The sequence below is a fragment of the Citrobacter sp. wls829 genome, assembly GCF_005280825.1.
Classification (GTDB): domain Bacteria; phylum Pseudomonadota; class Gammaproteobacteria; order Enterobacterales; family Enterobacteriaceae; genus Citrobacter; species Citrobacter gillenii.
In genome coordinates this window covers 1-226 of record NZ_SZWP01000040.1, presented here as the reverse complement: position 1 = coordinate 226, position 226 = coordinate 1, and the positions used below count along the sequence as shown (strand labels likewise).

Genomic DNA, 226 nt, shown 5'->3' with positions numbered 1-226 from the left:
ACCAGGGATTCACGGACACGATGCAGAGCTCGCATTGCCTGCTGAGATTCGGTTCTGGGCTGCACGAAACGCATAGATGGACGTGATGCTGCTTCACAGATAGCTTCAGCATCAACGAAGTCATTTTTGTTGCTTTTAACGAATGGGCGGACAAATTGCGGTGATATCAGCTTTGGAAAATGCCCTAACTCTGCCAGCTTGCGTGCCATAAAGTGAGAACCGCCAC

1 protein-coding gene is annotated in these 226 nt (G+C 50.0%); it reads right to left on the bottom strand.

Annotated elements, in window-relative coordinates; translation table 11 throughout:
- Positions 1-226: transposase (locus tag FDW88_RS05325; RefSeq protein WP_137362163.1), on the bottom strand; the 226-nt coding region annotated here is incomplete at both ends.